This is a genomic window from Acetobacter papayae JCM 25143 (assembly GCF_000613285.1).
GTDB lineage: Bacteria > Pseudomonadota > Alphaproteobacteria > Acetobacterales > Acetobacteraceae > Acetobacter > Acetobacter papayae.
Genome location: NZ_BAIN01000087.1, coordinates 1 through 8,472 on the forward strand (window position 1 = coordinate 1; position 8,472 = coordinate 8,472).

At 63.3% G+C, this 8,472-nt stretch carries 6 protein-coding genes, 1 tRNA gene and 5 pseudogenes; 8 read left to right on the forward strand and 4 right to left on the reverse strand.

Annotation, left to right across the window (positions count from 1 at the left end; translation table 11 throughout):
* Positions 1–251: 251 nt before the first annotated feature.
* The 8 genes and pseudogenes from JCM25143_RS22870 to JCM25143_RS22460 all read left to right on the forward strand — a co-directional run bounded on the left by JCM25143_RS22870 (position 252) and on the right by JCM25143_RS22460 (position 4,517).
* The gene (locus JCM25143_RS22870; RefSeq protein WP_199897899.1) at positions 252–398 is read left to right on the forward strand and encodes a hypothetical protein; all 147 of its coding nucleotides are present in this window, start codon (positions 252–254) and stop codon (positions 396–398) included.
* A gap of 137 nt (positions 399–535) precedes the next feature.
* On the forward strand, positions 536–1,246 hold the full coding sequence (locus JCM25143_RS13525) for a gamma-glutamyl-gamma-aminobutyrate hydrolase family protein (protein ID WP_035371352.1): 711 nt from the start codon (positions 536–538) through the stop codon (positions 1,244–1,246).
* A pseudogene (locus JCM25143_RS19760) lies at positions 1,243–2,002 on the forward strand (pseudouridine synthase); the annotation flags it as partial. The gene JCM25143_RS13525 and the pseudogene JCM25143_RS19760, both read left to right, overlap by 4 nt.
* 67 nt (positions 2,003–2,069) lie before the next feature.
* A pseudogene (gene rsmD / locus JCM25143_RS19765) lies at positions 2,070–2,549 on the forward strand (16S rRNA (guanine(966)-N(2))-methyltransferase RsmD); the annotation flags it as partial.
* Positions 2,550–2,828: 279 nt separating this feature from the next.
* Entirely contained in the window at positions 2,829–3,425 is a 597-nt protein-coding gene (gene ssb, locus JCM25143_RS13540; protein ID WP_025861599.1) for a single-stranded DNA-binding protein, read from the forward strand.
* A gap of 310 nt (positions 3,426–3,735) precedes the next feature.
* A pseudogene (dksA, locus tag JCM25143_RS19770) lies at positions 3,736–4,148 on the forward strand (RNA polymerase-binding protein DksA).
* Between the two features lie 122 nt (positions 4,149–4,270).
* Positions 4,271–4,345 (forward strand) — tRNA-Thr (locus JCM25143_RS13550).
* Between the two features lie 13 nt (positions 4,346–4,358).
* Positions 4,359–4,517, forward strand: coding sequence for a hypothetical protein (locus tag JCM25143_RS22460; protein ID WP_159101653.1), 159 nt, complete (start codon positions 4,359–4,361; stop codon positions 4,515–4,517).
* A gap of 35 nt (positions 4,518–4,552) precedes the next feature.
* Here the strand turns inward: JCM25143_RS22460 and tyrS are convergent, their stop codons facing one another.
* The 4 genes and pseudogenes from tyrS to JCM25143_RS22465 all read right to left on the reverse strand — a co-directional run.
* The gene (gene tyrS / locus JCM25143_RS13555) at positions 4,553–5,827 is read right to left on the reverse strand and encodes a tyrosine--tRNA ligase (protein ID WP_025861602.1); all 1,275 of its coding nucleotides are present in this window, start codon (positions 5,825–5,827) and stop codon (positions 4,553–4,555) included.
* A 110-nt stretch (positions 5,828–5,937) separates the two neighbouring features.
* Positions 5,938–7,415, reverse strand: a pseudogene (tldD, locus tag JCM25143_RS19775) (metalloprotease TldD).
* Between the two features lie 55 nt (positions 7,416–7,470).
* Positions 7,471–8,190, reverse strand: coding sequence for a histidine phosphatase family protein (locus JCM25143_RS13565; RefSeq protein ID WP_051543378.1), 720 nt, complete (start codon positions 8,188–8,190; stop codon positions 7,471–7,473).
* Positions 8,187–8,472: pseudogene (locus tag JCM25143_RS22465) on the reverse strand (hypothetical protein); the annotation flags it as partial. The pseudogene JCM25143_RS22465 and the gene JCM25143_RS13565, both read right to left, overlap by 4 nt.

Below are 8,472 nucleotides of genomic sequence, written 5' to 3' on the forward strand. Positions count from 1 at the left end.
TCGCCCGCCACCCTTTCCACCCCGCTGCCGTATCCCTGCACGGGCATTGCTCACGAAATATTTCAACCAGCGGTGCCAGCCCCACACCCCGCCCTATGAAAAAACTGCCCAGACTCGGCCAGAAGGCAAGTTTTTCCTTGCAATACGGCCCTCCGTTCTGTCATCGTTCCAAAGAACAAACCCCGCCCAGTTCTGTAACATAACGTAATCTGGCAGGGGGGACTGGTAGCCACATGATGGAGAACAGGATCATGAACAGCCTTTCTCTCATTCTTGCAGCGGCAGCTCTGGGAATCGGGGTAGCCGTAGCGGATCGGGTGTCGGATGCGCCCATTAATGCCGCGCAGCCTGCCGTCCATATGATGCCGGTCAGCCTGCCTTCTGTACTGGCACGCTGATACACCAGCGGTTGCGATAGCGCATAGGCAAAACCGCCATGCTGTGGCACCTGAAAGCCCATGGGGCGCTCATATAGCCCCGTGAGCATAAACAGGCAGAGCACAGCAGGCACAGCCATGATGCAGACCGTCCGGTTATCGGTATCACGCTTGATCTTGAAGAGGGCGGCGCGGATCAGTATTCGCGCTTTGCGTGGTGCGCCATGCGCGAAAACTACCTTTCGGCTGTCAGCACGGCAGGTGGGTTACCTATGGCTCTGCCGCTTTTTCCGCAGCTTGCGCGTGATTACATGACCAAGGTGGACGGACTGCTGATTACCGGCGGCGCGTTTGACATAGACCCCGCCCTGTATGGCGAGCAGACCCGGCACCCCAGCGTTACCCTACGCCCCCGCCGCACCCGCGCCGAAAGCGCTTTTCTGGCCGAAGCCATGGTGCGCGGCCTGCCCGTACTGGGCATATGCGGGGGCATGCAGCTCATGGCCGTGGCCCTTGGCGGCACGCTTATCCAGCATCTGCCCGATACCCTCCCCAACGCCCTGCCGCATGAACAGCCCAACCCGCGTGATGAGGCCAGCCACGCGGTGGAGATCATGCCCGGCACGCTGCTGGCGCGCATTGCGCAGGAGCGAACACAGGCCGCCGTCAACTCCGCCCACCATCAGGCCGTGCGCGATGCCGGACGGGGCCGCGTGAACGCCGTAGCAGAGGATGGCGTGATCGAAGGGGTGGAAGATCCGACACAGGAATTTTTCCTTGGGGTGCAATGGCACCCGGAATTTGGCATAGACCCCGTGGACAAGGCCCTGTTCAGGGCATTTATCAAAGCAGCAGGAGAGCAGGGGTGACCCAGGAACCGCGCGCGGAGCGCATTGCAAAGTGGCTGGCCCGATCTGGCGTGGCCAGCCGGCGCGACGCCGAGCGTATGATCGAGGAAGGCCGTATCCGCCTGAACGGTCAGCCAGTGACACACCCGGCCACCTTCGTTAGCGACAACGACATTGTGCAGGTCAATGGCGAGCCCGTGGCCCCGCCCCAGCGCACCCGGCTGTGGCGCTACCACAAGCCGGACGCTGGTAACAACCCACCGCGACCCCGAAGGGCGGCGCACCGTGTTTTCCGCCCTGCCAGAAGACATGCCCCGCGTGATCAGCGTAGGCCGCCTCGATCTGAACAGCGAAGGGCTGCTGCTGCTGACCAATGATGGCGAACTGGCCCGCAGGCTTGAGCTGCCCTCCAACGGCTGGCTGCGGCGCTACCGCGTGCGTGTGTTCGGTGTGGTGGACGAGGCGCGGCTGGCAGCACTGGCCAATGGCAGCGTGTTCGACGGCGTGCGCTACGGCCCCATTACCGCGGAGCTGGACTCCAGCAAGGGCGACAATGCGTGGCTGACCGTCTCGCTGCGTGAAGGTAAAAACCGCGAAATCCGTAAGGTCATGTCGGGGCTGAACCTGCATGTCAGCCGCCTGATCCGCACCAGCTATGGCCCCTTCCAGCTCGGGGTGCTGCCCCGTGGCGCGCTGGAGGAAGTCTCGCCCCGCGTGCTGCGTGACCAGTTGCCCAAGCTGAAGAACGCCCGGCCAAGCCCCGCACCCGCACAGAGGGGCAGAACCGTCCCGCTCCTTCAGGCGACTGAGCGTGCGGATTATCGCCGGGAGCCGCCGGGGCCGCATGCTGCACGCCCCCACCGGCTCCACCACACGCCCCACGGCCGACCGCGTGCGGCAGGCCCTGTTTGACATGCTGCTGCATGCCCCATGGGGTGGCCTGCCCCTGCTTGAAGGCGCGCATGTGCTGGACGCCTTTGCAGGCACCGGCGCGCTGGGGCTAGAAGCCCTCTCTCGCGGGGCGGAGCACGTTACGTTTTTCGAGACCGACCGCGCCGCACTGGCCGCCCTGCGGGCCAATATCCACGCCTGCGGGTGGGAAAGCCGCACAACCGTTATCCCGCGTGATGTTGCCTACCCCCGCGCGCCCAACCCCGAGCGGGAACCGGCCCGGCTGGTTTTTCTGGACCCGCCATACCGTCTGGGCCTGCCCACCACCGCCCTGCGCGCCCTGCGCGACCGGGGCTGGCTGGCACCAGAGGCCATTGTGGTAGCCGAAACCGCGCGCATGAAGCCCTGCCCTTCGCCCCCCCGGAGGAAGAAACGCAGGCCGTGGATACCCCCCCACAGGCCCAGCCCCGGCAAGCGCCCATGGCACAGGCTGCCGCTGGGCAGGCCCCCGCCATTGCGGTACCCCGCCGGAACGGTCTGGTGCTCGAAGCTCTGGGGGAACGCCAGCACGGGGCCGCGCGGCTTTCAATCTGGCGGCTATAAGCGGGTCAGGGCGAAAATTCGTCCGTTCCGCTGGTGAGTATGGCGTGGCTGCGCTAAAGAGCACAAAACAGAAACCCCTCAGCCGCATATCAGAAAGCAGGAGTCCGTCATGGCAGGCAGCGTAAACAAGGTTATTCTTGTGGGTAATCTGGGCAAGGACCCGGAAGTACGCAACAGCCAGAACGGCGCGAAAATTGTCTCCTTCTCGCTGGCCACCAGCGATACCTGGAACGACCGCGCCTCGGGCGAGCGGCGTGAACGCACGGAATGGCACCGGGTCGTTATTTTTAACGAACGTCTGGCCGATGTGGCGGAACGCTTCCTGCGCAAGGGCCGCAAGGTCTATCTGGAAGGCTCGCTCCAGACCCGCAAATGGACCGATCAGGGCGGGCAGGAACGCTTTACCACCGAGGTGGTGATTGATCGTTTCCGTGGCGAACTGACACTGCTCGACAACCGTCAGGAAGGCGAAGGCGGTGGCGGTTATGGTGGTGGCAGCAGCTACGGCGGTGGAAACGCCGGTGGTGGCGCTGGCTCCAGCAGCTATGGCGGCTATAACAATGGCGGTTCGGGCGGCGGTGACTATGGCGGCGGCTCTGCCCCGTCATCGTCCTCACGCCTACCTGCTCCGCAGCGTGGCGGCAATGCACCGGGCGGCTGGGATGCCTCGGGCAACAGCGATCTGGATGACGAAATCCCGTTCTGATACCCCGTCAGGCGCAGGTCTGACCCACACCAGAGCAGGGGCCTGACAGGGATTAGGCTGTTTGCCCACCCGCCCCTGTGGCCTGTTCGCACACACTGTTGCAGACAGGCCATAAAACCACACTTGAACCGGACAAGTATTTCACTCCGGTTACATAAAACTTATCAATTTCTATACGTTATATTCATATTTAAGAAATTCCTCTTTACGTGATCACATAAATTTCTTGGCTGATGAACCCGTTACCGTTATAAGCCGCGTCATTCTTTTCAGGGCAGGCCTCCTGTCGTTGCAAAGGCTGACAACTGATATGATTACTTTACCGCCTGATTATCGTCCGTCCGAAGGTGAGGAGTTCATGAACCCTCTCCAGACGGAATACTTCCGGCAGAAACTGCTTAAATGGCGCGCCGAACTGCTGAAGGAAGCCGGGGACACTCTGGCCAGCCTGTCAGAAGGGGGTATTCATGAAGCGGATATCACCGACCGCGCCAGTGTCGAAACCGACCGTGCGCTGGAACTGCGCACCCGCGACCGCGCCCGCAAGCTGATTGGCAAAATCAATCTGGCCCTGCAGCGCGTCGAGAACGGCAGCTACGGCTATTGCGAGGAAACCGGCGAGCCCATCGGCCTGAAACGCTTGAGGCCCGCCCGATCGCCACCCTGTCCATTGAGGCACAGGAACAGCATGAGCGGATGGAAAAAACCCATCGCGACGACTGATTTACAGCGCCACCGGCAAGGCTGGTACCAACTTTGCCGGTGGAATGATTAATTTTTTCGTTTTTTGATCGCCTCAGTCTTGCGGCGGGGCGCGTGAGCCGCTAGAACCCCCCGCAGGCAACGCTGCTGTAGCTCAGTGGTAGAGCACTCCCTTGGTAAGGGAGAGGTCGACAGTTCAATCCTGTCCAGCAGCACCAGCCTTGCTTTTTCATGACAATTTACGCCTTGCCCCATGCACAGACCCTACGGGTCTGCCTGCATCATGTGGCCCTGCGTGGCGTCCACGGGCTTTCAGCCCCGCAGCGCACCAGCCCGACGCCCTCAAACAGACGGGCACAAAAAAACCCGGCCTGTATCGCCGGGTTTTAAAGGGGAGGCCGTTACACAGCCAGAGCACCGGGCCTTCAGGCTTCAGGCTTGACCAGCACATGGTGCTTGCGCCCGGCAGACAGCCTGATAGCGCCATCCACCAGATCCTGCACACCAATCAGGTGGTTTTCATCCGCGATCACCACGGTATTCAGCCGTGCGCCACCACCGCGCACCAGCCGCCGGGCCTCGCCATTGCTTTTGGCAAGCCCTGCTTCCGTCAGCAGGCGGAAAGCGGGAATCCCTTCCGCCAGAGCCGCCGCAGACACGGCATGCACCGGCAGGTCGGCCGCAACCGTGCGCCCTTCCTCAAAGGTCTGGCGGGCGGCTTCCGCTGCCGCAAGGGCGGCCTCGCGCCCGTGGCACAGGGCTGTGGCCTCGGTGGCCAGCACTTTCTTGGCCTCGTTAATCTCGGCCCCGCCAAGGGCTGCCAGCCTGTCGCATTCTTCCAGCGGCAGTTCGGTAAACAGGCGCAGGAAACGCCCCACATCGGCATCTTCCGTATTGCGCCAGAACTGCCAGTAATCAAAAACCGAAAGCCGGGCCGCGGACAGCCACACGGCCCCGGCGGCCGTCTTGCCCATTTTTGCACCCGATGCCGTTGCCAGCAGCGGTGTTGTCAGCCCCATGACGGTTTTCTGGTCGGTGCGGCGCACAAGCTCCACACCCGAGACGATATTGCCCCACTGGTCAGACCCGCCAAGCTGGAGCCGCGCATCGTACAGGCGGTTGAGTTCGCGGAAATCGTAAGATTGCAGAATGGAGTAATTGAACTCCAGAAAGGTCAGCCCCTGCTCGCGCTCAAGCCTGCTCCTGACGGAATCAAAAGACAGCATGCGGCTGATGGAAAAATGCACGCCTACATCACGCAGCAGATCGATATAGGAGAGCTTGTCCAGCCAGTCGGCATTATTGACCAGACGCGCATCATGCGCACCCGGTGTGCCACCATCTCCAAAACTCAGAAACTGGCGCAGGCAGTTTTCAATACCCGCCATGTTGGCACGGATGACATCCTCCGTCATCAGCCGCCGCGCTTCCTCACGGAAGGACGGATCACCAATCCGGGCCGTGCCGCCGCCTATCAGGGCGATGGGGCGGTGCCCGTGGCGCTGCAACAGCCGCAGCATCATGATCTGGATTAGCCCGCCCACATGCAGGCTGTCCGCCGTGGGGTCAAAGCCGATATAGGCCGTAACGGACTGCTGCTCCATCAACGCATCGAGCGCCTGCGCGTCCGTGCACTGAAAAATGAAGCCGCGCGCCGCTGCCTCCCGCATGAAAGCGCTGCGAAATCCGTTTGCGTCCATTATCCTGTTTTCCTCTCATCCGCCCAAAGCCACGCCCGCACAGGGCTGGCCCCGTCCGGTTCACGCTCTAGCATGGTGGCCAGACAAGCGGAACCGGGGCGGTGGCGTGCTTACGCCGTGCCGCCTACCGTAAGCCCGGTCATTTTAAGGGTGGGCTGGCCCACACCCACCGGCACACCCTGACCGGCCTTGCCGCAGGTGCCAATACCCGGGTCCAACTCCAGATTGCCGCCTATCATGGAAATCTGGTTCATGGCCTCGGCCCCGCTACCGATCAGGGTCGCGCCCTTGACCGGAGCACCCACCTTTCCATCCTCGATCAGATAGGCTTCCGATGCCGCGAACACGAACTTGCCCGAGGTGATATCCACCTGCCCGCCGCCAAAATGCACCGCATACAGGCCACGCTTGACCGAGCGGATCATCTCCTCCGTGGTGGCGGAACCCGGCTGCATGATGGTGTTGGTCATGCGCGGCAGCGGCATATGCGCATAGGATTCGCGGCGGCCATTGCCCGTGGGGGCCATATCCATCAGCCGGGCATTCAGCCTGTCCTGCAGATAGCCGCACAGAATCCCGTCTTCTATCAGCACCGTGCGGCTGGTGGGCGTGCCTTCATCATCCACCGTCAGGCTGCCACGCCGGTCGGGCAGAGTGCCATCGTCAATCACCGTCACGCCGGGGGAGGCCACGCGTGTGCCCATCCGCCCTGAGAACATGGATGTGCCCTTGCGGTTGAAATCCCCCTCAAGCCCGTGGCCAACCGCCTCATGCAGCAGGATACCGGGCCAGCCAGCACCCAGCACCACTTCCATCTGCCCGGCGGGAGCAGGGCGGGACTCGAGCGCTACCAGCGCCTGACGCAGCGCCTCATCCACCGCGCCCTGCCATGTTTCGGCTTCCAGCAGGCGGTTGATGGCATAGCGCCCGCCCAGACCATGGCCACCGCTTTCGCGCCGCCCGTCCTGCTCCACCACAACGGATACATTCAGCCGCACCAATGGGCGCAGGTCCGCTACCCGTGCGCCATCGGCCCGGATGATCTGCACCGCCTGCCATTCTCCCGACAGCGAGGCCATAACCTGCACCACCCGGCTGTCCCGCCCGCGGGCATAGGCGTCAATCTCGCTCAGAAGGCCCGAACGGGTGGTAAAATCCGTATCCCCCAGCGGGTTGGCATCGGTATAGAGCCGCTGGTTAGTAGGCCGCGGAGCCTGTGCCAGCGTGCCTGAGCGCCCAGCCCGGACAGCCTCAACCGCATTGCCCGCACGCTGCACGGCCTCGCGGCTGAGTTCATCGGCATGGGCAAAGCCCGTTTCCTCGCCCAGCACGGCGCGCAGGCCAAAGCCCGAACTGGTGTTGAACGAGGCGGAGCGGATCACCCCATCATCCAGCGCTATGGATTCGCTCTCGCGGTATTCAAGAAACAGTTCGCCATCATCATGCCCGCAAGGGCCTTGCGGGTCAGGGTTTCGGCTTCATCACGGCTCAGCGTTGCGCCGGGGCGGGCAAAAAACAGCGTGTCCGTAACCGCCAGCGCCCCCGGCGAGCCCGACAGACCGCCTGACTGAGTGAACGATGTCGTCATGACCAAAAACCTTCCCTGACAGGGGCCGAAAAACAGTATGGCGGTAGCGCGGTGTTCAGACGCCGGGCAGTTCGTTTACGGTAACAACACGCCAGCCCGCATCAAGCCGCTCAAGAATGGTGATAGAAAGATTCTGCACTGAAAAATGCAGCGCCGTCTCGGCATGCACCCGCAGCGCATGTGCCAGCGCACAGCGGATAACCCCGCCATGGGCTATGGCCACAACATCCTGCCGGGCGTATTGCGCGGCCAGCCGGTCCAGCAGGTGCCCCACACGCGCGCAGACATCGGCAACACTTTCTCCCTCCGGCGGGCGGTCAGTCGCCCCTACCGGCCAGAAAGGATGCGGCGGCAGCCGCAGGTGGCCGGGCAGGCGGTCATAGGTCAGCCCCTGCCAGCGCCCCAGATTCTGCTCGATCAGCTCCGGTTCCACCTGCAGGGCGGGCCGGCTACCATCGGCCAGCGTATAGCCCGCATCAAAAATCGCCTCCGCCGTGCGGTGCGTGCGCGATAACGGGCTGACCAGCCAGTGCGCGTGCTCGGGCAGGCGGGCCGCCAGCGCACGATACATGGGCCGCTGCGCCACCAGACTCTCGGGGCAGAGCGGCACATCCATGCTGCCATACATGCACAGGCGGGCGTTTTCCTCCACCAATGCGTGGCGGATCAGCCAGAACCGCGTAATGCCCGCTTCAAGCCGGGGGCCGTCAAGAAAATGCTCCTGCGTGTCCTGCACACCTGCAAGAGCCACGCTGCCGGGGGTAGGATCGCTCATGCGCCTGTTGTGCGGCCCCCGCCGCTCAAGCGCAAGAGCGGAAATACGCCTGCGGCACACGGAGCGGGGTCACGCGCGGCAATGCTTTCCCAGTGATCGAGCACAAATACCAGCTTGCCCAGCACCTGCCCCACATCCCGCACGAGGGCGGCGGTTTCGGTGGCGGCATCGGCCTCTCCTGCCGTAACATGCCGCGCACTGGCTGCAATCCGCAGCGCGCCCGCAACACCGCCCAGAGCCTGCGCGCAGGGCAGGGCCACGGGCTGGCCCACATGGCACGGC